We start from the raw sequence: 26,580 nt of genomic DNA, 5'->3' as shown, positions 1-26,580 counted from the left end.
CGACAGGACGCGCCAGCGCGTCCGTGCCCGCCGCGACCCCCGCCCCCCCCCCGGCGGATCCATCACCCCACCGTGCATTGACCCCGGACACCCAGCTCCGATACGGTGCGGAGCCCTTATGGACCCGCAGACTCCCCCCGAGAGAATCCCGAGCGTCGCGTCCGGTCCAGACGACTTCCTGTACCACCTCTACCGCGGCAGCGAGCTGCTGCTGAGCGACCGGGTGGTGGAGGCCAAGGGCGAGCTCGAGAAGGCGCTGGGCCTGCAGCCGCAAGACTCGAAGAGCCAGGACCTCTTGGCGGGGGTCTACTTCCGCCTGGGGCTGTATCCGCGCGCCATCGAGATCTGGCAGCAGCTGGTGCGCTCGTTTCCTCGCGACCCCACGCTGCGCGTCAACCTGTCTCTGGCCTTGTTCAAGACCGGCCAAGCCGACGACGCGCTCTACCACGTGCACGAGGCGCTCCGCATTCAGCCCGACCACAGCAAGGCGTGGGGCTACATGGGGCTCATCCACTGGCGCCGTGGGCAGCTGGAAGAGGCGCGCGGTGCGTTCCTGCGCGGCGGCCAAGCGTCCATGGCGCAGCGCATGGAGCAAGAGCTCGAGCGCCTGGGTCGCGGCACCGGCGAGTACCGCGTGGCGCCCCCGCAGCCCGAGGAAGAGGCCGCGCTGGTGGACAGCCTGCCCGGCCAGCCCGTGGTGCCCGAGGAGCTCCCGGCCATTGCCGAGCGCCGGCGCGCGCTCGAGCAAGCGGAGGCGCTGGCGGTGGAGAGCACCGTGCGCGAGACGCTGCACGACGCGTCCGCGCTGCTGGGTGGGCCGCCCGTGGTGCCCAGCCTGGACACCATCGTTCGTCAATGGACGGCGACGTTCCCCACCGACAACGGCATCGCGCTGGGCGCGCAGGGTGAGCTGCTGCTGCACGCGGAGCAGCGCCTCTACGTGCGTGAGCTGAACCTGACCGCGGTGCGTGGCGCGCTGCAGTCGGAGCCCGTGGCCCGCCGCGCCCTCGGGGCAGACCTCCAAGAGACCCTCGGTGGCGAGCAGCCCATTCGCCGCTGGCAGGGGCCCGTCAGCGCCGTGGCGCACCCGCGCGAGGGTGAGCGCTTTGTGGTGCTGGAGGTGGGCGCGGCGCGGCTCTTCGTGCGCGAAGACCTGGTGGTGGCCTTCGAGGAGGGCCTGCAGTTCGAGAGCGCCACGCTGCCGCTCGGTGCGGCCAGCGGCGCCTTCTTGCAGCTCAGCGGAGCCGGGCGCGTGGCCCTGCTGCTCGAGAAGCTGCCCACCGGAGTGGCCGTGCAGGACGACAGCGTGCGTCTCGCGCCCGAGCGCCTGGTGGGCTGGACCGGGCGCTTGTTCCCGAGCGCGGATGGTGCGCGGTTGGTGTTTCGGGGCGAGGGCGTGGTGCTGGTGCGGTGATTGGCGCATCAGGCTTCCGGCGCATGATCCCACGCATGTCGGGCGAGCGCCGATTCGCCTTGCTGCAAGGTTCTATGGGCACCCCGGACTGAAGTCCGGGGCAGCATCCCTGGCCTGGATCAATGGCGGAAGTCCGCCCCCTACAGGGCGCGAACTGCGTCGTTCAAGGTCGGATGTGTCTCGAGTTCCGCGGCATCCACGCCTTTGCGCTCAACAGTTCACCTGCTTGGAACTGCCCAGTCCGGGCCCGCCAGGGGGAGGACTGCGTGGCTGGCAAGACCCGCCGCGTTCTACCGATGGTCCCGAGATCACTCGAGCTTGGACCCGAGAGGCCGCTGGTTTTCGTGAACACAGTCCTCCTCCGAAGGGGGAGGACTTCCGCCTGAGTCCAGGCCTGGGATGCTGCCCCGGGTTTCAACCCGGGGTGCCCAATGTCCCTCGAATCATGCTCGAAATCGTCGGTGGGTCCTCGAACCTCTCACCTGACCCTGAGCCGATGCGTTTCAGGTCTCTACTCGAGCTCGCGCTCGATCAGGATCTCTCCGCACTCGCACGCCGCGCTGCACTCGATGGTGAACCGTGAGGTGTCGCCGTCTTCGTCGAGGTCACCCTCGGCGATCAAGCGCGAGCTGCCGTCGCCCACGCTGATGACCCTGTAGCTGAAGTACACCGGATCGAGAGGGGCGAACCGGAGCGCGGCGAAGCCGGGGTCGGTGGTGAAGTCCACGACCTGCTTGTCGGCCACTGGCGTCTCGGGCAACGGACCAGCGCTCACGGTGGGCTGGCCCTCGGCGCAGCGCGCCCGCACGCTCTCGCGGAGCTCGCCGAGCAGCACGGGGGCCTCGGCCGCCTTCGAGCCCTTCACGAAGCGGATGAACGCCGGGATGGCCACGGCGGAGCCAACGCCCGCGCAGCACACGAAGAGGGGCACCATCAGCGCACAGCCGACGATCACCTTCACGCTGGTGCTCATCTTGGGCTTCGGGGGTGCGCCGGCCGGCGCGACGGGATCGGGAGTGGGGAAGTCCTGGCTCATGGCGGGAGCGTACCAGGCCTACTGCCCCGTCACGCTCGCCAAGCTGGGAGGCGGCTGCTAGGGTCGCACCGGACGGAACGAGCCCCATGGCCAACGAGAAGCGCACGCTCAAGCCCAAGATCCGGAGCAGCATTCGGGCGGACGCCATCAACGTCCCCAACCTGCTGACCATGGCGCGCGTGGTCATGATCCCGCTGGTGCTCTGGCTCATCGCCGACGGCACGCCGGCCGCCTGCTTCTGGGCGGCCATGGTCTACATGGTGACCGCCATCACGGACGCCCTCGATGGCTGGCTGGCGCGCCGCATGGGCCTCATCAGCATCCTCGGCAAGTTCCTGGACCCGCTGGCGGACAAGCTGCTGGTCATGGCGTCGCTCGTCTGGCTCGCGTACCTGGGGCGCCTGCCGCTGCCCGGTGTCATCGCGGTCATCATCATGGAGAGCCGCGAGCTCGGGGTCACCGCGCTGCGCACCATCGCGCTGAGTGAGGGCGTGGTCATGGCGGCGGGGCAGGGTGGCAAGGAGAAGACGGCGCTGCAGATGGTCGCCATCCTGCTGCTCATCGTCTACCACCCGTACCAAATCAACTTCGGCTTCACCACGCTGTGGGTGGACATGGGGCAGGTGGGCCTCGCCATGCTGTACCTCAGCCTGTTCTTCGCCATCACCAGCGCGGGCGAGTACATCAAGCTGTTCGTGGAGGCGGTGGAGGCCAAAGAGCACCGCCTGGCCGAAGAGAGCGAAGCCGAGGAGTAGCCGTCGGCGCGCTTGGCGCACTGGCTACAGCTGCGCCGCCTGGAAGCGGTCTTCCGGCATGCCGCTCCAGCTCTCGGGGTCTTGCGGACCCGCGGCCTTGCTCACGTCCACGATGAAACCCGTGAGGTGCGCCATGCCGGACACCTGCTCGATGCGGTCGGCGCCGTCGGCGGCGAGCACGTTCACGTTCACCCCGCGCGTGCGGCTGGCCACCGACATGCCCGTGGCGTGCTGGTGCCCCCAGCCGTGCGGCAGGGCGCAGACACCCGGCAACAGCTCCGACAAGAGCTGCATGGGCACGCGCACGGCGGCCGTCTTGGTGCGCACGTCCACCATGTCGCCCGCCTCGAGCCCGCGCTTCGCCGCGTCATCCGGGTGCATGTACAGGTAGTTGGTGCCGCCCTCGATGAAGTCCTCGATGTTGTGCGTCCAGCTGTTGTGCGTGGTGATGGCGCGCTTGGTGATGAGCTTGAGCGCGTCGCGCTGCGCGTACTCCTGCGCGAAGGTGGCCTCGAGCTTCTTGGCTTCGGCCACCAGCGGCGCCGGCGCCAAGTCCATGCGCCCATCGGGGTGAATCACGCGCTTGCCCAGGAACGAGCCTGCCTCGTGCTCCTCGCGCTCGCGCCCGTGCGTGTGCTTCAGCAGCGACTCGAAGCTGCCCTGGCGGGTGATGCGCAGCAGCAGGTTGAGGATGCCCTCCTGCGGGATGGCCGGCTGTAGCGAAGGGTGCTTGCGCTGCTGGCGCCGAATGAGCGCTTCCAGCAACAGCTGCAGCGGCTTGCCCTTGAACAGGCTCACGCCCGCGGCCTGCGCGATCTGCGTGTAGATGGTGGCCTCGTCGCGTTGCTCTCCCTCGGGCGGGATGACCTCCCGCGTGGCCTGCAGGTACGGGCGCGACTGCATGCCCAGCAGCAGCGGGAACACGAAGGGCAGGTCGGGGCGCTGCAGCGGCGACGTGCACGGCAGCACGTAGTGCGCGAGGTGCGCCGTCTCGCTCATCTGGATGTCCAGGCAGACCAGCAGCTCCAGCTTGGTGAAGGCCTCGCGCAGGCGGTTGGCGTTGCTCATGGTGATGAGCGGGTTGCCACCCGTCACGAACAGCGCGCGCACCTGACGGTCGCCGGGCGTGAAGATCTCGTCGGCCAGCACGCCGCCGGGCAGCGCGTCGTTCACGGCCTCGAAGCCGCCAATGCGCCCCTTGTGGCCGCTGAGCAGCATGCCGGTGCGCTTGCCGAACGCGGCGAAGTCGAAGACCCCCTTGCCCACCAGGGTGCCGCCGCTGCGGTCGAGGTTGCCGCTGATCGCGTTGATGGCCTCTTGCAGCCAGAACGCGAGCGACCCGTGCGTGCCCATGTTCACGCCGGTGGAGCAGTAGAGTGCCGCGCCCTTGGCCGTGCGGTAGGCCGTGACCATCTCGCGCAGCTTCGGCGCAGGGACATGAGTGACCGCCTCGGTGCGCTCGGGGCTCCAGTCCTTGGCCAGCGCCGCGAGCTCATCGAAGTGCTTCATGAAGTGCGCGACGCGGGTGCGGTCCACGCCCCCCTGCGCCAGCAGCTCGTGCAGGAACGACAGGTAGAAGAACACGTCGGTGTTGGGGCGGATGCCCACGTACTCGCCGGCCACGCGCGCCGTCTCGGTGCGCCGCGGGTCCACCACATAGAGCTTCGCCCCGCGGGCCTCCATGGCGCGCAGGCGCTTGATGGGGTTGCTCACTTGCAGGAACGACCACTTCGAGATGGCCGGGTTGGCGCCCACGATGATCAAGCACTCGGTGCGGTCGATGTCCGGGAAGCTCAGGCTGAAGGGGAAGCCGTAGAGCTGCTTGCTGACCGCGAACTTGTTGGCGCAGTCCTGCGTGGCCGACGCGTACAGGCTGCCCGAGCCCACGCCCTGCATGAAGCCCGCCGCGAACACGGGGTGCAGCACGCCGAAGCCCGCTGCCGTGCCCACGTACATGGCGATGCTGTCGGGGTGGATGCCGCGCAGCTGCGCCACCTTGGCGCCGATCTCGCGGATGGCCTGCTCCCACGAGATGCGCTCGAACTTGTTGCCCACGCGCTTGAGCGGGTACTTCAAGCGGTCCGGCGAGTCGTACATCTTGTGCTGCTTGAGGCCCTTCACACAGCCGTAGCCGTCGGTGGCCACGTGGTCCTTGTCGGGGCGAATCTGGACGACGCGGCCTTCGTTGGTGGTGACCTCGAGACCGCAGAGCGACTCGCAGATGCGACAGAACGTGTGGTGGGTCTCGGTCATGGGGGGTGGCTACAGGCTATTAGCCCTTAGCTGGCGGGTCAAGGGACCGTGCGGAAGGTCAGTGCGCCAGCGAGCGGATGCCGGCCTTGTGCACCTTGCCGGGAAGCTCGCGGCCCACGATGGCTTCGGCCACTTGGCCGGCGCGCCACACCTTCTCGAGGTCCACGCCGGTCTCGATGCCCATGCCCGACAGCGTGTAGGCCAGATCCTCGGTGGCCAGGTTGCCCGCGGCGCCGGGCGCATAGGGGCAGCCGCCCAGGCCGCCTACGGACGAGTCGTAGGTGGTGATGCCCATCTCGAGGCCCACCAGCACGTTGGCCAGCGCCGTGCCGCGCGTGTCGTGCAGGTGCAGCGCGATCTTCTCCGCCGGGATCTCGCGCAAGAACACCTCGAGGATGCGCCGCGTCTGGAGCGGGGTGCCCACGCCGATGGTGTCTCCGAGCGACACCTGGTAGCAGCCCCGCGAGAGCAGCTCTTGGGCGATGCGCAGGGCCGCCTCGGGATCGACGGGACCTTCGTACGGGCAGCCCCACACCGTGGAGACGTAGCCGCGCACCGCCATGTGGCTGCGCAGGGCGGGGGCGATGACCTCCTCGAAGGCGCGCAGCGTCTCGGCGACGCTCTTGTTCACGTTCTTGCGGTTGTGGGTCTCGCTGGCGCTCAAGAACACGGCCGCTTCATCGATGCCGCCGGCCAGCGCGCGCTCGAGGCCGCGGGCGTTGGGCACCAGGGCCGAGAACGTCACATCGGCCGGCTTCTCCACCATGCGGCAGACCTGGTCCGCGTCGGACATCTGCGGGACCCACTTGGCGGACACGAAGCTGGTGACCTCGATGCGCTTCAGGCCGGCGTCGATCAGCGCCTCGATCAAGCGCACTTTCGCGTGGGTGGCGACCTGGGCGCTCTCGTTCTGGAGGCCGTCGCGGGGGGAGACCTCGTAGATGGAGACGGACGCCGGGAGGGAGTCGAAGATGGCCATGACCGCAATGTCGCGTCATTTGGTTCATTCCGCAAAGCCTCGTGTGGTAGATAGGCCGCTTATGGGACCCCTCGCCGCATTCCTCTTCGCCACGCCCATCTTCGGACTCTCCCTGCAGCTGGACCCCAGCTACCTGGCGACGCAGCAGCAAGCGCTGCCCGCCATGAGCGCGTCCGTCGCCGACCTGGACCTCGCGTCCGAGGTGCTGGCCGACACCGAAGACGGCGCACCGCAGAGCAGCATGGCCGAGGACATCGCCCATCGGCGCCGCATGGGTCGCATTCACCGCGCCTTCGGCATCGGCACCTGGGGCGGCATGACGCTCGCCACGGTGTTCGGCATCATCCAGTACCGCAACCTGTATGCGGGCACCACGGCCGGGCGGACCCCCTGCGGGCGAGGCGACGCCACCTTCGGGCAGGACGCGTGCAGCGGGCTGCCTGCGCCACACCTCGCCACCGTCATCGTCACGTCGGCGCTCTACTACACCACCTTCGGCCTGAGCTACGCCATGCCCGACCCGCTGAACGTGTCCGAGGGCGACGGCGACTATGCGCGCCGCCTGCGCACGCACAAGCGGCTGCGCTGGGTGCACTTCGCGGGAATGGCCGCGCAGATCATCCTGGGCATGGTCTCCTCCAACTCCGAGGCCTTCGGGCTCAACCGCTCGGAGGACTACCGCGCGCTGCAAGTGCTGAGCACCATCCACTTGGCCATCGGCCTGACCACGTATGGAACCCTTACATACGCCGGCGCTCTGATGATACGCTGACGCCATCATGGCAAAGCGACCCCAGAGCCTCGACGAATTCTGGCCCTACTACCTGTCCGAGCACCGCTCGGCGGCCTCACGCCGGCTGCACTTCGTGGGCACGGCCGGGTTCATGACGGCCATGGGCGTCAGCGCCGCCATGAACCCCGTGCGCTTCCCGCTCGCCATCGCGGCGGCCCTGGCCATCGGCAAGCACGGCCTCGGGGCCGAGCGCGAGGCGCGCCCGCTCAAGCACGTGGCCGCCATGATCCTGCTGCCCACGCTGGCCGCGCCCCTCACGTTCCCGGCGGGCGTGGTGTTCGCTTACGCCTGCGCTTGGGTCGGGCACTTCAAGATCGAGGGCAACCGCCCCGCCACGTTCCAGTACCCGCTCATGTCGGCCGCCAGCGACTTCCGCATGTGGGGCCACATGGCGATGGGGCGGCTGTGGTCGGGTGACCCGCTCGAGGAGCTGGGCTTGGAAGAGCCGCTGCTGCACCCGGCGGATGTGCAGGGCGAGGCTGCTGTCGCGGCGGAGTGAGGGGGTCGCTGTGTCCACGTGGGCGTGGGCATTGACGGCGACGGCGACGGCGACGAATTCATGGCACCCCGCCGTGGACCTGAGTCGATGCGGTGGTGGACGAGGGTGCGCGTTCAGCGAAGGTCGTCGCCGTCGCCGTCAACGCTCAGGACAACGACAACGTTGACGTTGACGTTGACCACGCGCGTCGCGACCGGCGATGGCGCTGCTTCAGTCGCAGCTGGCCGCGTCTGGTGCCGGGACCACCGGCGTCCGGCCCGCCGCGAAGTCTTCCAAGAAGCAGCGGTACTGGTGCTTCGGGCCCGTGGTCTGGAACATGACCTCGTGGCCGTCTTCGATGCCGTCCTCGGGGTGCTGGGTGACCACGGCGGTGACCGTGGCGCTGCCCACCGTGCGGTTGGCGCTGGCGGGGTAGGCGATGCTGGTGCGGTCCACCAGCGGGAGGGCGTCTTCGATGCTGGTGAAGACGGCGGAGCGCGGGTCGGTGGACTCGAGCGCGGGGCCGGCTAGGTCGAGGCCCAGCGGCATGCTGAGACCGTTGGCGATGGAGGGCAGGATGTAGGTGTCTACGATGCCTTGCATCATCAGCACGTGGCGCGGGGCGTCGCTGGCTAGCGGCTGGTCCACCACGCGCTGCGCATAGACCTGCGGGTCGGCCGGCTCGCCCGCCCACTGCAGCAAGAGCCCCAGCACCGGGTCGTGCGCGGTGATCTGCGCCGTGGCGCGCGTGTAGCCCACGATCAGGCGCGCGATGGGCAGCACCGGCAGCGGCTGCTGCTTGTAGAGAATGTTTTCGATCCAGCTCCCGCCCGCGCCGCTCAGCAAGAGAGCGCGAATGCGAGGCTCGATGGCCGCCGCGAGGGGCCCGATGGTGGCGCCCATGCTGTGCCCCATCAGCGCGAGGCGGCCCGCGTCCAGCGTGGCGGGCTGCGAGGCGCCTGGGCATGCACTGGTGTCGATGCTGATGTCGCCCACCAGGTTGGCCAGGATCACGAGCTCCAGTGCCGACTGGCGGATGTTGTCCCGCATGGCGGGTGGGTTGGTGATGTTGAAGATCAGCAGCTGCTCGTCACCGCCGGTCACGTTGCGCAGGCCGCCATGCGGCCCGTCGATGCTGATGCCGGCCACGCCCACCGCCGCGAACTCCTGCGCGGGCCCAGTGCCGGGCACGAGCACCATGCCGTCGGCGTCGCGCACTCCGCGATCCACAAGCGGCCGATCGCCTCCGCCGCCCGTGCGCACGAAGATGGAAGTGGGGTAGCCGTCGGTGCCTGCGGCCACGCGCGGAATGGTCACGAACACGCGCGCCGTCTCGGTGTGGTCCAGCACCAGCTCACCGAAGCTGCCGTGCACCCAGCCGCCGCCGGTGGGCCGATAGGGAGGCTCGCCACCCTGGAAGACGGGCATGTCCACGCTGGCCTCGTACACGCAGTAGGTGTCGAAGACCTCACGCGGGGTGAAGCTGGACAGCACCGGCAAAGGGTCGGCGAGCACCTCCTCGCGTGCCGCCACCAGCTCGTACGTGGGGTCACCGGTGCGGAATGCGGTCATGCCGACGATGCGCGCGAGTGGCACCTCGGCGTCCCGCAGCGCCGCGGCGGCGGTGAGGTAGTCGGCTGCGTGGGCCGCATCGAGCCCCCGTGGAGCACGGCCAGCCAGCACGTCACGCAACGCGGTGGGTCGCCCGAGCGGCTCGTCGGTGGCGGTGACCACGCTGTCCAGCACCACCGCCACGTAGAGCGTGTCCGCGGCGAGCGGGGCCCCTTGGTAGGGCAGGATCCCCACCATGTAGGGCGCCCCGAAAGTCTGCATGTTGGCGGCGCTGTCGACGGCCTCGACGGCGATGGGGTGATAGGGTCCCAGCACCCCGTCGCTCGACACGGGCGCGAGGAACACGGAGCTGGCAGCGGTGCGGCTCTGTTCGACGCTCGGCAGCGTGGCCGCGTCGATCAGCGCCGTGCTCTCGAAGTACACCGCCGAGGAGACCCCGGCGCCCCGGTAGTAGTCCGTGTCGATGACGTCGAGCATCGCGCGCACGAAGTCGTTGTCTCGCGGGTTAGGGAAGCCCGTCATGTCGGGGAAGCCGTTGGTGAAGCGGTGTGCGCCGGGGAAGGGGGCCGCGTAGAAGTCCGTGGGCGGCGCCTCGAAGTCCATCCGTAGGTGGGGCGCGTTCTCGTCGAATGGGGCCGCCGAGCCACAACCGGCGCCCGCGACAGCGAGGGTCACCAGCCAGCCGAGCGACGCGAGGGCCCGTCTCGGCCCCGTCCTGCGGCCGGCGGAGAGGACCTGGGCAGGGGCAAACGCGGTCGTTCTGGTCATGACTCCATGGTACCCGCTTGGCTCATTCGAGGCGCAGGGATTTCACGCTTGAAACCCGAGACACGCCGCCGGTACCATCGCGAGCCCACGCCGCCTCCACGGGCCGCGTGGCTTAGGCTTGAAGATCTTTGCGTTTTCGGGGTTCTGTGGTGCGCCCCGAGACGAACCCACGACAGATGTACGCTGTGGTCCTCGGCGCATTTCGCCAGGCCTACGGCATAGGAGAGCCGATGTCGGCGCTGACCGTCTCGAACTACCTCGGCATGTTGCAGGACAACCCTCACGACGCGACCGCGTACGAGGGGCTCAAAGAGGCCATCGCGAGCAAGGATGCAACGCGGCTCGGCGAGGCACCGCTGCGGTTGATCGAACTGGCGCGCGGGCGGCATGACCAGCGTGGGGAGCACCAAGCGGCCGCCTGGCTCATCGACGTCGAGATCGGGATGTCGGATGACGACCCCGAGTTCCAGCTCGCGCTGTTGAAGGAGCTCGGCCGCATTCGCGCCGAAGAGCTCATGGACTCGGCCGGCGCCGTGGAGGCGTTCTCGCTGGCGCAGTCGCTGCGCGAAGAAGACGAGACGGCCGAGCAAATCGAGCAGCTGGAGGCGGCCGAGAAGAGCTGGCGCGAGATCGCGGACCGCTTCGTCACCGAGGCCGAGGACGCCAGCGACCCCAGCCTGAAGGCGTCCATGCTCGTGCGCGCGGCGGCGCTCTCGTGGCAGTTCCGCAAGAAGGGCAAGACCAAGGAGGTGGACACCCTCTTCGCCAAGGCGCTCGAGGCCGAGCCCGGCAACACCCGCGCGGCCCGCCTCTACGCCATCACGCTGCGCGACCGCAAGAAGTTCGACGTGCTCGGCCCCATGCTCATGAGCACGGCCGAGAACGCGCGCAACCGCGACGAAAAGGTGAGCCTGTACATCCACGCGGCGCGGGTGTTCGAGCGCGAGACCCAGGACCGCGACAACGCGGCCACGTGCTACGAGCGCGTGCTGGACTTCACGCCGGGCCAGCCCGATGCGCTCACGTTCCTGGTGGAGTACTTCACCGAGAAGGAGCAGTGGGACCACCTCGTGGCGCTCTACGAGGACGCGCTGCGCTCGCGTCAGAAGCTCGAGAGCGAGCAGGGCATCCTCATCCAGCTCGCCATGGTGCACTGGCGCATCCGCAACTCGCCCGAGGAGGCCGAGCCGTACTTTGCGCGCTTGCGCAAGACCGATCCCACCAACCCCGGCATGCTCACGTTCTATCGCGAGTACCTGTCGCAAGACGACCCGCGCCTGCTCACCATCCTCTCGGACGCGCAGCGCGTCGCCGGCGAGGGCCAGAAGCTCACGCTCGCGCTCGAGCTGGCGCGTTCCGCGCAGCTGGGTGACCACACCGAGCGCGCCATCGATGCCTGGAAGGCCGTGCAGCGCCTCGAGCCGAGCAACCTCGAGGCCGTGGAGGCCCTGCGCGACCTGTACCGCAAGGGCGAGAAGTGGAACGCGCTGGTCGAGGTCATGCGCGCCGAAGTGGACGCGCTCAGCAGCACGGACCTCGAGCAGGCCGCGCGCAAGCTCGGCACGCTGCGCGAGATGGTCACCATCTATCGTGATCACCTCAAGCTCGACGTGATGGTCATCAACACGTACACGGCCATCCTCACCGAGGTGCCGGACGACGCCGAGGCGCTCGACGCGTTGTCGACCACGTACGAGTCGATGGGTCGCTGGAACGACCTCATCCGCGTGCTCACGCAGCGCGCCGACGCCAGCACCAAGACCGCCGAGCGCGTGCAGCTGTACTCGCGCGTGGCGTCGCTCTGGATCGAGCGCTTCGCCAACTACAACCAGGCCACCAAGCCGCTCGAGAGCGTGCTGGAGCTGGACCCGGAGAACCGCGGCGCGCTGGCGCAGCTCAAGGACATCTACTCGAAGAAGCGCGCGTGGTCGTCGCTCTACGAGGTGCTCAAGAAGGAGGGCAGCCTCGCCAGTGATCCGGCGGCTCGCCTGGCCGGTCGCATCGAGCTCGCGCAGATCGCGGGGAGCGTCTGCACAAGCACGCGGACGCCATCGCGCTTTGGAAGGAAGTCCTGGCCGACGCGCCCGACACGCCGGGCGCGCTCGACGCGCTCGAGAAGCTGGCCGAGCGCGAGAAGGACTGGGACTCGCTGGCCGAGGTGCTGGAGCGGCGCATCAGCGAGGCCGGCGACGACGCCGAGCGCATCAAGCTGCTGCAGAAGCTCGGGCCCATCCACTCGGAGCATCGTGGTGATCCCGCCGCCGCCGCGCGGGCATGGCAGCGCGTGCTGGTCATCGAGCCCAAGAACGGGCGCGCGCTGCGCACGCTGCGTGAGGCGTTCATCGGGGCGCGTGACTGGGTCGGCCTCGAGTCGCTCTACGCCGACGCCAACGACTGGGAAGGCTTGGTGGAGGTGCTGGGCAACGCCGCCGACCGCACCGACGACGTGGAGCTCAAGAAGGAGCTCAGCTTCCGCGCCGCGAACCTGTACGAGAACCAGATTGGGGAGCCGCACCGCGCGTTCCGCAACTACGAGCGCGTGCTGTCGGTGGACAGCGAGAACGTGGAAGCGGCGAAGGCGCTGGCGCCCATCTACGAGAAGGAAGAGAAGTGGCCCCGCCTGGTGGGCATGCTGGAGCTGCTGGCCCGCAACACGGACACCTCCGGTGACGGCGGCCTGGCGCGCCGCGAGCTGCTCGAGCGGTTGCGCATCCTGTGCCTCACGCAGCTGGGCGACACCAGCGCGGCCTTCCGGCACGCCACCGAGGCGTATCGCCTGGCCCCGAGCGACGTGGACACGCGCACCGCCGTGGCCGAGACGGCCGAGCGCGCCGGTGCTCATGCGGCGTTGGTGGAACTCTATCGCGAGCGCCTGAAGGCCGCGGACGTGGACTCGGCCGAGAAGACCGAGCTGCGTCGCCGCATCGCGTCCATCGCGGGCGAGAAGCTTGGCGCCACGGGCGACGCCATCGTGGAGCTCAAGCAGATCCTCGACGAGGACCCGCGCGACGTGGAAGCGCTGGACGTGCTGGGCCGCCTCTATCGGGTGGAAGGCAAGTCGGCCGAGCTGCGCGCGCTCTACGACCACCGCCTGGCGCACACCGAGGCGCCGAGCGAGCGCTGGGTGCTGCTCTCCGAAGTGGCCGAGTTGGAAGAGCATCTGCTCGAAGACTCCGAGGCCGCCGCGCGACGCTACCGCGCCATCCTCGAGATCGACGACATGGATCCGGACGCGCTGCGCGCGCTGGATCGCCTCGCGAGCGCCGCAGGGCGCTGGGAAGAGGTCAGCACCATGCTCGAGCGGCGTCGCCAGATCGCCGAGCCCAACAGCGCGGAGGCGGGTCAGCTCGCGCTGCGTCACGCCGACGTGCTGCGCACTTTCCTGGGCAAGCCCTCGGAGGCCATCGACGCCTACGCCGTCACGCTCAAGACCGACCCGTCCAACGAAGCCGCGGTGCGGGGCCTCGAGGCGCTGGTGGAGGGCGACGACGGCACGTTGGCGTTGCGCCTCGGCCGCGTGCTCGAGCCTGCGTACACGCGCAAGGGCGAGTTCCAGAAGGTCAACGACATCCTCACGCGGCGTTTGGCGGGAGCCACCGACGAAGAAGAGGTGCGCTCGCTGCGCTTGCGTCTGGCCGAGCTGGCCGCCACCGAGCTGGGTGACGCCGACGGCGCCTACCGTGCGCTCGAGGCCGCCTTCCTGGACCGCCCGGCCGACACGGACCTGTGGGACCGCCTCGCGGGCGCCGCCGAGCAGGCCAGCAAGCACGAGGAGCTGGCGCAGGCGTACTCCACCGCCATCGAAGCCGGCGGGCTCAGCAAGGTGGACATCCTCGACCTGGCGCGCCGCACGGCCGACCTCTACGAGGTGGTGCTCAACCAGCCCGACAACGCCGAGCCTTTCCACAAGCGCGTGCTCAGCGACGACGCCGTCAACGAGCGCTCGTTCGTTGCCCTGAAGGAGCTGTACACCAACCGCGAGCGTTGGGACGACCTCCAGGCGCTGTACCGCAACCGCATCGCCGAGACGCTGGACGCCGAGCAGAAGCGCGAGCTGCTGCTGCAGGTGTGCTTCCTCTTCGAGGAGCTGCTCGAGGACTTCCCGAAGGCCATCCAGTACTACCAGGAGGTCATCGAGCTCACGCCCGACCACGCGCCCACGCGCAAGGCGTTGGACCGCCTGTACCGGCGCACGGACCGCTGGCGTGACCTCGCCGCGTTGCGCCGCGAGGACCTCGACCGCGCCACGGGCACCGAGCGCGTGGACATCACGTTCGAGCTCGGCGAGATCGCGGAGACGCGCCTCGACCAGCCGGTGCAGGCCGTGGACTTCTACGAGCAGGTGTTGCTCGACGCGCCCAGCCATCAGGGCGCCCAGCAGGCGCTCGAGCGCCTCATCACGGAGCCCAGCCAGCGCCAGCGCATCGCGGCCATCCTGGAGCCGCTCTACACGGAGCAGGGCTCGTGGCAGCAGCTGGTGCGTGCCCTCGAGGTGCAGCTCGAAGACGTGCGTGACCCGGGCGCTCGCGTGGCGCTGCTCACGCGCATCGGTGAGATCAACGAAGAGCGCCTGCGCGACGTGGACCGCGCGTTCGGTGCCTACGCACGAGCCGTCACGGCCGACCCGGCCGAGCGTGGCAGCCGCGAGGTGCTGGCGCGCCTCGCCACCATCCGTGACGCGCAGCGCGAGCGTGCCGCCGTGCTGGAGAGCGCCATCGAGAGCGTCAACGAGCCCTACCTGTCGGGCGAGCTGTTGCTCGAGGTCGCGCGTCTCTGGGACGAGCAGGAGGCCGACCCGGTCAACGCCGAGCGCGCCTACCAGCGCTTGATCGCGGTGGACCCCGAGAACCCCGACAACGTGGTGCCGGCCTCTCAGGCCCTCGAGCGCATCCACCTCGGGGCCGAGAACTTCACGGCGCTCGCGGAAGACCTTCGCCGGCAGATTCGCTTCGAGCAGGACCCGTCGCTGCGCGCAGGCCTGTTGCTGCGCCTGGCCGAGCTGCTCGAGACCACGCTCGAGGACCGCCCGGGCGCCATCGAAGCCCATCGTGAGCGGCTCGAGAGCGCTCCGGACGACGTCTCGGCGCTGCGCGCGCTCGAGCGCCTCTACGAGACCGAGTCGCAGTGGCAGAACCTGGTGGGCGTGCTGCAGAACCGCGACGCGCTGACCGAAGACCCCGATGAGCAGCGTGGCATCGCGCGTCGCATCGGAGAGGTTTACGCGCGGCGCCTGGGCGACCTGGACAACGCCATCGTCGCCTACAACGACGTCATCGGTCGCTTCGGCCCGGACGCCGAGTCGTTCGACGCGCTGGTCAAGCTCTACGGCGAGACCGAGAAGTGGGACGACCTGCTCGAGATCCGCGAGCAGCAGCTGGACCTGGTCAGCAACCCTGCCGACATGGCGGAGCTGCGCTTCGCGGCGGGCGAGCTCATGCGCACCCGCACCCAGCAGGTGGACCGCGCCATCGAAGCCTACGGCGAAGTGCTCGCCGTGGTCCCGGGCCACCCCGGCACCATCAACGCGCTCGAGGAGATCGTCACCGATCCGAACGGACACGCCCGCGTGGACGCCGCGCGGGTGCTGGTGCCGCACTACCAGGGCAACGCGCTGTATGCCGACCTGATCAACGCGCTCGAGGTGGTGGCCGAGTGCGACGACCCGACCGAGCGCCTGGCTGCGCACCGTCAGGCCGCCGAGGTCGCCGAGATGGGTCTCGGAGACACGGAGCAGGCCTTCACGCTGATGGGCCGCGCCGTGCGCGCGGGCCTGGCCGAGGAAGACCTGGGCGCCATGGTCAGCGACTTCGGTCGCCTGGCCGAGCGCGCCGAGCAGTGGCGCCCCTACGTGGACACCCTGCGCGACATCTCGCCCGACATCATGGACAGCGACCTGCAGGTCAACGTCATGATGACCGTGGCGGCCACCTCGCGTGATCGCTTGGCGGACCTCGACACCGCGCGGCAGTACTACCGCAAGGTGCTGGAGCAGCGCCCCGACTTCGGCGCTGCGCTCGACGCGCTGCAGGCCCTGCAGGCCGAGGCGGGCGACTACCCGGCCCTGATCGACACGCTGCGTCGCAAGGTGGAGGTGGCCGAGACCGCTCCCGAGCGCGTGGCGCTGCTGCTCGAGCAGGCGCGCATCTCGGAGGAACACCTCGAAGACCTGCGCTCCGCCATCGAGGCCCTCGAGGCCGTGGTGCTGGAGGACGAGCGGCACGCCGTGGCGTACGCCAAGCTCGAGAGCCTGTACGCGCGCACCGAGCGTCACTCCGACCTCGCCGCCATCCTGGAGCGGCAGATCGAGGTGGGCGCGGGAGATCCCGTCGGCCTCCACTACCGCCTCGGCATGGTGCAGGTGAACTCGCTCGACGACGCCTACAGCGGCATGGAGAACCTCGAGAAGGCGCTCAAGCTGGATGGCAACCACGAGCCGAGCATCGCCGCGCTGAACGCGCTCATGACCAGCACGGAGCACAGCGGTGCCGCCGCGCGTGTGCTCGAGCCCGTCTACCTCGCGCGCATGGAGTGGCCGAACGTCCGCGCGGCGCTCGAGGCGCGTCTGGCCTCCGAGAACGAGCTGGACGCCCGCAAGGGGCTGCTGGGCCGCATGGGCCAGCTGCACGAGGACTACCTCGAAGACCTGGACGGGGCCCTCGAGGCCTATGCGCGGCTCTTCAACGAGGACCCGCGAGACCGCAGCGTGTGGGACACGCTCACGCGCATGACCAACGTGCTCGACAAGTGGGACCGGCTCGGGGAGGTCTACGCCAAGGCTCTCGACGAGATCTCGGTGGACGACGAGGACACCGCCGAGCTGTGCATCACCACGGCCCGCATCTTCGACACGCGCAGTGAAGACCCGAAGCGCGCGGCGGCCTACTTCGCCCGCGCGCTGCGCTTCGACCCCACGCGCGCAGACCTGTTCGCGGCGCTCGAGTCCGTCTACCAGCGCACCACGCAGTGGCAGCCCCTGATGGAGCTCTACCGCGAGCGGGTGGACCTCGCCGACACCGACGCGGAGCGCGTGAACGTGCTGCACCGCGCCGCCACGGTGACCGAGACCAAGCTCGCGGATGCCCCGGGTGCCACCAAGCTGTACCGCGAGATCCTCGAGGTCTCGCCGGAGGACGCGGGGGCCATCCAGGCGCTCGACCGCTTGCTGGGTGACGCCAACCAGTTCCACGAGCTGGCGGATCACCTTCGCTACCGCGTGGACACCGCCCGCGGCACGCCCGAGGAGGCCGAGCTGCGCCACCGCCTGGGTGTCCTGCAGGCCACCCGGCTGAACGACATCCGGGGCGCCATCGACACCTTCGAAGAGGTGCTGATGTCGAACCCCACGCACGCGCCCACGGTGTCGGAGCTGGAGCGCCTCGTCATGAACGAGGAGCACCAGCGCCGCATCACCGAGGTGCTCGAACCCATCTATCGGCAGCAAGACGAGTGGCGCAAGCTCATCGCCATTCTCGAGGCCCAAGCGGCCAACGCCGAGACGCCCGATGACGCCGAGCGCATCCTGGGTGAGGTCGCCACGCTGCACGAGCAGCGCGGTGGCGATGCCGCGATGGCGCTCGAGGCCTGGGGCCGTGCATTCACCGCCGCACCGCACTCCACCGAAGCGCGCGCCCAGATCGACCGACTCGCCGATCGCGTGCAGGACTGGGCCCAGGCCGTGGCCGCCTACGAGCGCGCCATCGATGCTTCGGAAGACCCCGTCAACGTGGGCGAGTTGCTGGCGGCGCTGGCGCGCATCCAAGACGAGAAGCTCGGTGACCCGCGCGCGGCCATCACCACGTACGAGCGCCTGGCGGAGCACGACCCCGAGAGTTCGGACGCGCTCAACATGCTGGAAGGTCTCCACACCATGGTGGGTGACTGGACGGGCATGGTCGACGTGCTCAACAAGAAGACCGAGCGCAGCTTCGACCCGCTCGAGCGCGCCGAGTACCTGCGGCGTGCCGGGTCGGTGCTCGAGGAGCTGTTGGCCAACCCGGCCGGGGCCATCGAGTCCTACACGCGTGCCACCGCCGAAGACCCGAACGACCCCATCGCCTACGAGGCGCTGGACTCGCTCTACTCGAAGGCCAGCAAGTTCACGGAGCTCAGCGACGTGCTCGGCCGGCGTGTCGAGGTGGAAGAAGACCCCGAGATCAAGATCGAGATCGGGCTGCGCCTGGCGCAGCTCGAGGAGACGCAGCTCAGCCGCCCGCAGCAGGCTATCGACGCGCTGCTGGGTGTGCTCTCGCTGCAGGATGGACACCCCGACGCCGTGGTGAGCCTCGCGCGCCTCTACGAGCGCCAGGCCATGTGGCCCGAGCTGCTGGACATCCTGCGCGTGCAAGCCGAGCAGGCGGGCGCTCCGGACCTCAAGGTCGGGTTCGTGCACCGCGCGGGGTCCGTGCTCGAGCGCGAGCTGGACGACGTGCTCGAAGCGCTCGAGATGTACCGCAGCGCGCTCGCCATCGACCCCGCCCACGGGCCCTCGCTGGACGCGCTCACGCGCATCTCGCAGCTGGCGGACTATCGCGAGCAGGCGGCCGAGATCCTCGAACCGCTGCTGCGCGCGCAAGGGCGGCACGACGGTCTCGCCGCGTTGCTGCAGCTCCGTGCCGAGGGCGCGGGTGACCCCTTCGAGAAGAAGACCATCCTCCGCCAGCTGGCTGAGACCCACGAGCAGGGGCGTGGCAACGCCCACGCGGCCTTCGACACCCTGCGCCAAGCGCTGGCCGAAGACTCGAGCGACGAGGACGTGCAGAACGACATCGAGCGGCTCGCGGGCTCGCTCGGGCTGTGGGCAGCCGCGGCCGACACGTTCATGGCGCGCGCTAGCGCCTCGCTCGATCCCCTGGTCGGGCGGGGCCTCTTCGTGCGCACGGCGCGCATCGCGGAGGAGCACCTCGGTGACGATCATCGCGCCGTCACCGCCACGCAGCGCGCCCTCGAGCAGGTGGGCGACGAGCCCGAGCTGCTCGCCACCCTGGACCGGCTGCACGAGAAGACCCAGAACTGGAGCTCCCTGGGCGAGGTGCTCGAGCGGCGTGTGTCCTCGGCGGATGATCCCCAGGAGCGCATCGCGCTCTTGTTGCGGCTCGGCGCGCTGCGAAATCAGCGCTTCGAAGACCTGCGCGGCGCCTTCGCGGCGTACCAAGAGGTGGTCGAGACCGAGCCGGGCAACGCCGTCGCGTTGGGTGTGCTCGAGAGCCTCACCGACAACCCGGCCCTGGCTACCGACGTGGTGGACGTGCTCGACACGGCCTATCGCGCCGAGGGGCGCAACGACAAGGTGCTGGAACTCTACGACATCCGCATCCGGCTCGCCGACAGCGATGGCGAGCGCGTGCGCATGCTGCAAGAGGCGGCGCAGATCTGGGAGCAGGACCTCGGCGACCGAGGCCGCGCGTTGGGCGCCATGCGCCGGGCGTTCGAACTCGACCCGCGTGACGAGATGATCCTGGGCGAGGTGGAGCGTCTGGCCGAGGGGTCCGGCTCCTGGGAGTCGCTGCGCGGCATGGTCGAGGCGGTCACCAAGGGCAGCAACGTCGACAGCATGATGGCGCGCGACCTCAACCTGCGCGCAGCGGGCTGGTACCGGGACAAGATGGGCGACCTCGCCGCCGCAGAGGCGTGCCTGCGCGCCAGCATCCGTGCCGACGCCGAGACCCTCGAGGCTCACGAGCAGCTGGTGGAGATGCTCCGCATGGGGGGCCGCAACGCCGACCTGGTGCCCGCGCTGCGGGCCTGGGCCGACGCCGACATGGACGAAGTCGCCAAGAAGGACCGCCTGCGCGAGGCGTCCGCACTGGCGGCCTCAGCGGGCGATGTGGACACCGCGTCCGCGTGCCTCCAGAAGATCCTCGACATCGACGCGACCGACGCCGAGGCGCTGGACGGGCTCATCGACATCCGCACCACGCAAGAGCAGTGGCCGGACGTGGTGGAGCTGCTCGCCAAGCGCATCGAGGGCGAGTCCGATCCCACCGTTCGGATGGGGCTGCGCCGCCGGCTCGCGGAGCTGTTCGCGGGTCCGCTCGAGGACGCGCGTCGCGCCACGTCGGCCTACGAGGAACTGTTGGACGAGGAGCCCTCCGACCTCGCCACCATCGACGCGCTCGAGAAGCTCTACCAGGCCGACGAGCGCTGGAGCGCCCTCAAGCAGTTGCTCGAGCGGCGCCTCGACCTCGCCGACACCACGGAAGATCAGATCAGCGCCCGCGTCCGCATGGCGCGCCTCGACGAGCAGGCCTTCGGTCGGCGCGGCGATGCGCTCGAGCAGCTGCAGGGCATCCTCGAGATCGATCCCGCGCATGGTGAGGCGCTCGACGAGATGGAGCGCTTGCTGGGGCTCGAGGAGCGCTGGCAGGACGTCGCCGAGATCCTCGAGCGTCGCGCTGGCAGCGAGTCCAACAACGAGCGCTTGGTCCCGCTGCTCACGCGCCTGGCAGACGTGCGCGCCGACCACCTGGACGACGGCCCCGGGGCGATTGCCGCCCACGACCGCATCCTGGCGCACGCGCCGGGTCACGAGCCCAGCCTGCGAGCCCGCGTGGCGCTCTTCGAGCGGGCGGGAGACAAGGCCAAGACGGCCGACGCCCTCGACCGCCTGTTGCCCGTGCTGAGCGGCGCCGAGGCGCTGGCCACCACCCTGCGCGTGGCCGACCTGGCCGAGCGCGACCTCAAGGATCTGGCGCGCCCGAGGCCATGCTGCGGGCGGCGGCGGAGCTCGACGAGACCGACGCATCGCGCAAGCGCTTGCGGGCGCATCTCGAAGCCCACAAAAAGCACGTGGAGCTCGCGGGCTTCCTTGCCAGCGAGGCCGAGCGCGCCACAGACGACGCGCGGCGCGTGGCGCTCTACAAGGAGATCGCGGCGCTCTACACGGACAAGCTGGACGACGCGGCGGGCGGCGCCAGCTACCTGGAGCGCGCGGCGGCCCTCAAGCCCGACGACCGCGAGGTGCTGTTGCCCCTCTGCGACCTCTACATCAAGGCCGGGCGCCAGCGCGACGCCGTCCCCGTGCTGCAGCAGATCATCGCCAGCTTCGGCGGGCGACGCAGCAAGGAGCTGGCGGCGTTCCACCACCGCCTCGGCAAGGCGCTCGAGGGCATGGGCGACGACGCCGGCGCGCTCGAGCAGTACGACGCGGCCTTCCGCATCGACCTGACCAACGTGGCCATCCTGCGCGACCTGGGCGTGCTCACGCATCGCACGGCGGACTACGACCGCGCTCAGAAGACCTTCCGCGCGCTGCTGCTCCAGAAGCTGCAGCCGAGCGACGGGCTCTCGAAGGCGGACGTCTACTTCTACCTGGGCGACATCTCGCACCAGCAGGGGGAGGGCAGCAAGGCCATCTCCATGCTGGAGCGCGCCGTGGCCGAGGACTCGTCGCATACGCGGGCTGCAACACTGCTGGCCACCCTCAAGAGCTGAACCACGATGCCCATCGTCGTGTCGATCAACGGCGTCATCTTCGCGGAGGATGACGCCAAGGTCTCCGTCTTCGACCGCGGTTTCCTCTACGGCGACAGCGTGTTCGAGGTCTACCGCACCTACGACGGCGTGCCCTTCGCCGAAGCCGAGCACCTCTTGCGGCTCGCGCGCTCTGCCGAGCGCTTGCTCATCCCCATGCCGGTCTCGCTCGCCGTGCTCGCCCACGAGGCGGCCGAGGCGCACAAGGCGTCGGGCAACGCCGAGAGCTATCTGCGCCTGGTCATCACGCGCGGGAGCGGCCCGCTCACCTACGACCTCACCACCGCGAAGGATCCCACCCGGGTGATCATCGCCGCGCCCGTGCCCACCATCCCGGCGGAGCACTACACCGACGGGGTGGCCGTGCGGGTCATGCAGGTGTCACGTCCCACCGACGACAAGCAGGCGGCGGGCGTGAAGGCGTCCAACTACCTGGCCAACCTGCTGGCGGTGCACGAGGCCAAGCAGACGGGCGCGCACGAGGCGATCATCACCGGGCGCGGGGGCGAGGTGCTCGAGGGGGCCAGCTCCAACATCTTCATCGTGAAGGCGGGGCGGCTGCGCACCCCGCGGCCGGAGTCGGGCATCCTGGCGGGCATCACCCGCGCCACCGTCCTCGAAGCGGCGCACGCGGTGGGCCTCCCCGTGGACGAGGAGGCGTTGTTTCCCGCGGATCTTTATGAAGCGGACGAGGTCTTCATCACCAGCAGCATCCGCGAGGTGGTGCCCGTGGTGAAGGTGGACGACCGCGTCATCGCCGATGGGCGCCCAGGCCCTGTGGTGAAGCAGCTGCATGCCGCCTACCGTGCCCGGATTCGCGAGCACATCCTCGCGGATCAGCGCGTCTGACTGCAGGAATCCACTTGCCCGTTGCGGGCTGGCCCGCTACAACCCGCCGCATGTCCGCCACCAGCAAGACCAAGACCCGCCGCCAGAACAAGACGACCAAAGCCGGTCGCGCGCGCAAGAAGCAGCTCGAGAAGAAGGGGAGCACGCCCAAGTTCCCGATTCATCCCGAGTCGAAGTAGCCCCGCGCGAGCGGCCTGGCCGCTTGACCCCGCATGGTGTCCCTCGCGCATGACGCGCCACCGGGTCACCGCGCGGGGTCTCTGTGTTCCGTCTGTCTGAAGCGGGTGCCCAGCGGCTCGCAGCGCGAGACTTCGTCAGTGGAGCGTGTGCGTCTCGTCGCCGATGCGCACCACCGGCAGCCCACCGTCGGAGCGTGCAATGCCCCTGGACTGTGAAGCCGCCGTGCCACCCGTGGTTTCGTCCGCATCCGCGGCAGTGTCCGCGCTGTCGGCGGGGCTCCGCCCCACGGCCAGCGGCGTTGCCGTCAGCTCTCCCGGCGCCACCACCCACAACGACTGCCGCGCACGCAGGGTCTCCAGGAGCTCGCGCAGCCGCTCGGCGCGCTCTTCGGTCTCGCGCTTGGCCATGTCCGCGAGCTTGGCGCGGGCGCGTCGCCTCCGGCGGAGATACGCCAGCGGCAGGAGCAGCGCTGCCAGCGTCCAGGCGATGCCCCCGCCCACCAGCACCGGGAACAGCCGGTTGCGTGAGCTCAGGTCGGCAATCCACTCACGCTCCAGCTGAGCGGGGCGCATGTAGTACGCGTCCTCGAGCGCGTCAGCGAAGCTGGCACCATCGCGCACGCCTCGCACCAGGCGCCGCAGCTTGGCCGCGCCGCGCGGGTCGGCCAGCAGGAAGCGCACGATGTCGGCGCTCTGTGCATAGGCCAGGTCCACATCATAGGCGCGGCTGGGGAAGCGCTCGGACAGCTCGCGCAGGGGGATGCGCTCGCTGCTGTAGGTGGCCCGCATCAGCACCTTGGCGCGCTCGAAAGAGAGCTCTCCCGCTTGATGAATGGCCAGCCCCTCCGTGAACCAGCGCGGCACCGGGTTGCCCCGCACGGCCCGGTGGAGCGCCACGTGCGACAGCTCGTGCACCATCACCTTCTGGATGTCCGGCGGTTCCACGCCCTGCGGCGCGGTGAACGTGAGCAGCACCAGCCCCAGCGAAGGATAGGCCACGCCCGCGGCGTACTCGGGTGGCGGTGAGCCCACCGGCGCTAGCGCGCGCATCTCCGTGGCGTTGCGGGCAATCCGGATGCGCATGGTGCTGTCCAGCGCCTCGCCGAGGTCTGCCTCGATGCCATCCCAGGCCGGGCGCCACGCGGCGATGAGCTCACGGGCATCCGACTCGGCTTGACGGGGGAAGTCCCAGGTCACGTTGCCCACCGACTCGCTCATGTAGTCCGGAGGGTTGGGGGGCAGCGTGGAGAGGTCGCTCACCCCGGCGAAGATGGCGTCCGAAGGCGCCTCGGCGTGGCTGTGCTCCTGCGCCAGCGCGAGGGGCTGCTGCCACGTGAGGGCCAGCAGGAGCGCGGTGACGAGCAGGAGCAGCGAACGCATCTCCTACAGCCTAAGCACTCGTGCTTCGGCGTCCACCCACGTTCTGGTCAGCGCGGCAGGCTGGCGCGGCCGAGGCGCATCCCCATGAGCGTGAGGCCATGCGCGGGTGCCGTGGGCCCGCCGTCCTCGCGCCGGGCTTCCGGGCCCAGCAGGCTGGGGATGATGTCGGGGCTCATGCGCGTGCGCCCAATCTCCACCAGCGTGCCCGCCAGGATGCGCACCATGTTCTTCATGAAGGCGTTGCCGCGCACTTCCACCGTGATGTCGCCGGGCTCGGGGCCGCGCAGCACCTTCACGCTCTCGAGGCGCCGAATGGTGGACACGCGCTCGTCGTCGGCCGAGCGGAACGCCCGGAAGTCGTGCTCGCCCTCGAGGTGCTGGGCGGCGGCGTCCATGGCGCCGAGGTCCAGGTAGCTGCCCGCGTCGTCCGTGCGCTCACGCATGTCCTTGCGCGCGAGCCCAGGGCCCACGTACCAGGCGTGCCGACAGCGCAGCGGGTCACGCGTGCGGCCACAGTACACGCGGTAGCGGTACGTCTTCTCGAACGCGTCGAAGCGCGGCTGGTAGTCGGGCGCGCAGGGCTCTGCGAGGGCCACGGCCACGTCGCTCGGCAGGTAACCGTTCAGCCCCATCTGCCAGCCGTGTGGCGCAATGAGCCGCACGCAGTCGAAGGCGGCCACCTGCCCGGCGGCGTGCACCCCGGAGTCCGTGCGGCTGGCCCCGCGCACGCGGCTGGTCTCGGGCCCGGCCATCTTCGCGATGGCCTTCTCGAGCTCGCCCTGCACGGTGCGTAGCCCATCTTGGTACTGCCAGCCGTGGAAGTCGGTGCCGTCGTAGCGCACGTGCAGCCGAACGCCGTGGGGAAGGGGGGCCTCGCGCGGCGGCACCGAGTCAGTGGTCATGAGGCACTAGAACGTGAGCCCGAGGCCGGCGCTCCAGGTGAACGCGTCACGCATGGGGATGCTCGAGCCCATTAGCGAGCCGTAGAGCTCCATGAAGAGGTAGCTGTGGTTGATGCCCCAGTCCTCGTCCAGGCGGCGCGCGGCGCGCGGCTCGATGAAGTCCAGCTCGAGGGCGAACATGACGCCCCAGCGCAGGCCCAGGCTGCGCCCGCTGCCTTGGCTGTCACCGCCACGGCGTGAGCGCCAGAAGATGGTGTCCAGGCCGAGCTTGCCGGTGATGACCAGCGGGAAGTCGAACTCACGCGCCAGCACGTCCACCTTGAGGATGGCCATGATGGACAGGGGTAGGAGGGTGAACTTCTCACGCTCGTCGGAGCGGTTGTCGCAGTCCAGGGCGCCGTCGTCTGTCATTCCGCAGGCACGAGCGCGGTAGCGCGCCCAGCCGCCGCGCACGCCGACGCCGAGGACGCCCACGTAAGGGATGCGCACGATGTGCCCATCCAGCTCCATGGCCACCATGGGGCCGCCATCGCCGCCGAAGATCTGGCTGAACGCGTCGCTGCCCACATAGGGCGTGTACGGGCCGATGTGCAGCTGCCAGTCGAAACGCTCGGGCGACTCGCCGCGCGGGCGAAACTCGTCGGAGTACTGGGCCTGGGCGGTTTGGGCCGTGGTCACCAGGCCGAGCGTCATCAGCAGGGCTGCGACGCGCATGGGGGTGTTCATCAACGCGTCCTCCGTCGGACCACCAGAGCCAAGAGCGCGAGGCCGAGCCACAGCGCGCCCGCTGCGGTGCGCGTGCGGGGGAGCGTGGCGGCGCAGGTGTTGGTGCACTCCTCGCCACCGGCCTCTAGCGCATCGCAGAATCCGCCCGTCTCCATGCGGGTGATGCACACCGCGCTCGAGAGCACGCTCTCGTTCTCGGCCAGGTCGACCGACGTGACGTAGACCAGGGCCGACTGCCCGACGGCCAGGCCCACGCCATCGGTGTCCACGCCGGCGCTCGAGCCAGAAGACTCGCCGTCCGGTTCGACGTCCGTGGGGGCGGGGTCGCCGGCCTCCCACTGCCCCACGCCCGTGCAGGTCGCGACGCTCGTGTCCACGTAGACGTTGAAGCTCAGCGTCCCTTGGTCGGTGGGGCTGCTCCAGCTGACGGGGATGGTCTCATCGCCCGTCCGTGTGCCACTGGCCGGGGTAGGCGCGGCGGGGGCGTTGGCGTCCACCTTGAACGTCACGTAGACGTACTCGGCCAGCGTCACCGGCCCCGTGGTCTCCGTGGCGCCCGTGGCGAACAGGTAGAGACGGAACGTCTCGCCCTGGGCCGCCGTGCCGTCGCAGGCGGGGTCGTCCGGATCCATCATCGCGTCGAGGTTGATCGTGACCTGGTTGGCCACGATCTCGAGATCGTCGCCCAGGTGAACGCAGACCCGCTCCGTGCCGTTCACGCGGGACGCCTCGGTGGCGCAATCCTGTCCCTGCTCGCCGAGCCACGCGTCGACGAAGGTCCTCCCCGCAGGCAGGTTGCCCAGCCCAATCTCCAGCGAGACGGTCTCCGACGCCGCGCACTCCACCGCGTTGAAGCCCCGCTCGTCCAGGGTGTCGTTCATCAGGTTGGGAATGGCCATGCCACCCCTGGTGGCCGAGATGAGGTTGGCCGTGATGCTTCCCTGCGTTGGGGGGGTCTGGGCCGAGGCAGCCGAAGGGAGGGCCAAGAAGGCCAGCATGAAGAGCGCCAAAGCGCGTGGGATCCGCA

The 26,580-nt window shown here is 69.7% G+C and carries 15 protein-coding genes; 7 read left to right on the top strand and 8 right to left on the bottom strand.

Annotated features, from left to right (window positions below; all coding sequences use genetic code 11):
* Positions 1-118: 118 nt before the first annotated feature.
* Positions 119-1,414 (top strand): tetratricopeptide repeat protein, encoded by a 1,296-nt coding sequence (locus tag IPI43_13980; protein MBK7775216.1) that lies wholly within the window; start codon positions 119-121, stop codon positions 1,412-1,414.
* A gap of 511 nt (positions 1,415-1,925) precedes the next feature.
* Here IPI43_13980 and IPI43_13975 read toward each other — a convergent pair.
* Positions 1,926-2,450, bottom strand: a complete 525-nt coding sequence (locus tag IPI43_13975) for a hypothetical protein (GenBank protein ID MBK7775215.1) — start codon at positions 2,448-2,450, stop codon at positions 1,926-1,928.
* A gap of 86 nt (positions 2,451-2,536) precedes the next feature.
* On the opposite strand from IPI43_13975, the gene pgsA reads away from it, so the two are divergent.
* Positions 2,537-3,205, top strand: coding sequence for a CDP-diacylglycerol--glycerol-3-phosphate 3-phosphatidyltransferase (gene pgsA / locus IPI43_13970; GenBank protein ID MBK7775214.1), 669 nt, complete (start codon positions 2,537-2,539; stop codon positions 3,203-3,205).
* Positions 3,206-3,229: 24 nt separating this feature from the next.
* Here pgsA and IPI43_13965 read toward each other — a convergent pair whose 3' ends face one another.
* The gene (locus IPI43_13965; GenBank protein MBK7775213.1) at positions 3,230-5,458 is read right to left on the bottom strand and encodes a molybdopterin-dependent oxidoreductase; all 2,229 of its coding nucleotides are present in this window, start codon (positions 5,456-5,458) and stop codon (positions 3,230-3,232) included.
* 58 nt (positions 5,459-5,516) lie between these two features.
* A complete protein-coding gene (locus tag IPI43_13960; GenBank protein MBK7775212.1) occupies positions 5,517-6,437 on the bottom strand; it encodes a hydroxymethylglutaryl-CoA lyase in 921 nt (306 codons plus the stop codon).
* Between the two features lie 61 nt (positions 6,438-6,498).
* Between IPI43_13960 and IPI43_13955 the strand changes: the two genes are divergently transcribed.
* Positions 6,499-7,209, top strand: coding sequence for a hypothetical protein (locus IPI43_13955; GenBank protein MBK7775211.1), 711 nt, complete (start codon positions 6,499-6,501; stop codon positions 7,207-7,209).
* Positions 7,210-7,216: 7 nt separating this feature from the next.
* Positions 7,217-7,729: a DUF962 domain-containing protein gene (locus IPI43_13950; GenBank protein MBK7775210.1), complete on the top strand. Its 513-nt coding sequence runs from the start codon at positions 7,217-7,219 to the stop codon at positions 7,727-7,729.
* Between the two features lie 210 nt (positions 7,730-7,939).
* Here the strand turns inward: IPI43_13950 and IPI43_13945 are convergent, their stop codons facing one another.
* The gene (locus IPI43_13945; GenBank protein MBK7775209.1) at positions 7,940-10,048 is read right to left on the bottom strand and encodes a hypothetical protein; all 2,109 of its coding nucleotides are present in this window, start codon (positions 10,046-10,048) and stop codon (positions 7,940-7,942) included.
* Positions 10,049-12,206: 2,158 nt separating this feature from the next.
* On the opposite strand from IPI43_13945, the gene IPI43_13940 reads away from it, so the two are divergent.
* Genes IPI43_13940 through IPI43_13930 form a run of 3 tightly spaced genes read left to right on the top strand, consistent with a single transcriptional unit; the run spans position 12,207 to position 22,366 of the window.
* Positions 12,207-21,212: a hypothetical protein gene (locus tag IPI43_13940; protein MBK7775208.1), complete on the top strand. Its 9,006-nt coding sequence runs from the start codon at positions 12,207-12,209 to the stop codon at positions 21,210-21,212.
* Positions 21,155-21,478: a tetratricopeptide repeat protein gene (locus IPI43_13935; protein ID MBK7775207.1), complete on the top strand. Its 324-nt coding sequence runs from the start codon at positions 21,155-21,157 to the stop codon at positions 21,476-21,478. The genes IPI43_13940 and IPI43_13935 overlap by 58 nt, the downstream gene beginning before the upstream one ends.
* Positions 21,479-21,484: 6 nt before the next feature.
* Positions 21,485-22,366: an aminotransferase class IV gene (locus IPI43_13930; protein MBK7775206.1), complete on the top strand. Its 882-nt coding sequence runs from the start codon at positions 21,485-21,487 to the stop codon at positions 22,364-22,366.
* Between the two features lie 314 nt (positions 22,367-22,680).
* Here IPI43_13930 and IPI43_13925 read toward each other — a convergent pair whose 3' ends face one another.
* From IPI43_13925 to IPI43_13910, 4 genes are read right to left on the bottom strand one after another with little or no spacing between them, the layout of a single operon-like run.
* Positions 22,681-23,925, bottom strand: a complete 1,245-nt coding sequence (locus tag IPI43_13925; protein ID MBK7775205.1) for a hypothetical protein — start codon at positions 23,923-23,925, stop codon at positions 22,681-22,683.
* A 47-nt stretch (positions 23,926-23,972) separates the two neighbouring features.
* Positions 23,973-24,827, bottom strand: a complete 855-nt coding sequence (truA, locus tag IPI43_13920; GenBank protein MBK7775204.1) for a tRNA pseudouridine(38-40) synthase TruA — start codon at positions 24,825-24,827, stop codon at positions 23,973-23,975.
* Between the two features lie 6 nt (positions 24,828-24,833).
* The gene (locus IPI43_13915) at positions 24,834-25,553 is read right to left on the bottom strand and encodes a hypothetical protein (protein ID MBK7775203.1); all 720 of its coding nucleotides are present in this window, start codon (positions 25,551-25,553) and stop codon (positions 24,834-24,836) included.
* A complete protein-coding gene (locus IPI43_13910; protein MBK7775202.1) occupies positions 25,553-26,452 on the bottom strand; it encodes a hypothetical protein in 900 nt (299 codons plus the stop codon). The genes IPI43_13915 and IPI43_13910 overlap by 1 nt, the downstream gene beginning before the upstream one ends.
* Positions 26,453-26,580 lie beyond the last annotated feature (128 nt).

The sequence above is a fragment of the Sandaracinaceae bacterium genome, from assembly GCA_016706685.1.
In the GTDB taxonomy this organism is placed as follows: domain Bacteria; phylum Myxococcota_A; class Polyangia; order Polyangiales; family Houyiibacteriaceae; genus JADJJE01.
Note: the sequence above shows the minus strand (reverse complement) of the source record. Positions and strands in the feature narration are given on the sequence as shown.